Raw genomic sequence first — 386 nt, forward strand, 5'->3', positions numbered from 1 at the left:
TGGAGGGGGTGCCGGGCGGCTACCAGTACAGCCGCTTCTGCGAGAGGTACGGGCGATGGCTGGCCACCTCCAGCGTCACCCTGCGCCAGGAGCACCGGGCCGGAGAGAAGTGCTTCGTGGACTTCAGCGGGGACGGGGTGCAGGTGGTGGACGCCGTCACCGGCGAGGTGCGGGTGGCGAAGCTCTTCGTGGCGGTGCTGGGGGCCAGCAACCTGACGTACGTGGAGCCCGTCTTCAGCGAGGACGTGCCGACGTGGGTGGGCTGCCACGTGCGTGCCTTCGAGTACTTCGGCGGCGTCAGCGAGTTGGTGGTGCCCGACAACCTCAAGGCGGGCGTCACCCGGGCGCACCGGTATGAGCCGGACCTGAACCCCACGTACGCGGAC

The 386-nt window shown here is 69.7% G+C and carries 1 pseudogene; it reads left to right on the plus strand.

What is annotated here, in order from left to right:
• Positions 1-386: pseudogene (locus D7Y04_RS43660) on the plus strand (DDE-type integrase/transposase/recombinase); the annotation flags it as partial.

Origin of the sequence: Corallococcus sp. AB038B (assembly GCF_003668955.1) — a bacterium.
In the GTDB taxonomy this organism is placed as follows: domain Bacteria; phylum Myxococcota; class Myxococcia; order Myxococcales; family Myxococcaceae; genus Corallococcus; species Corallococcus exiguus.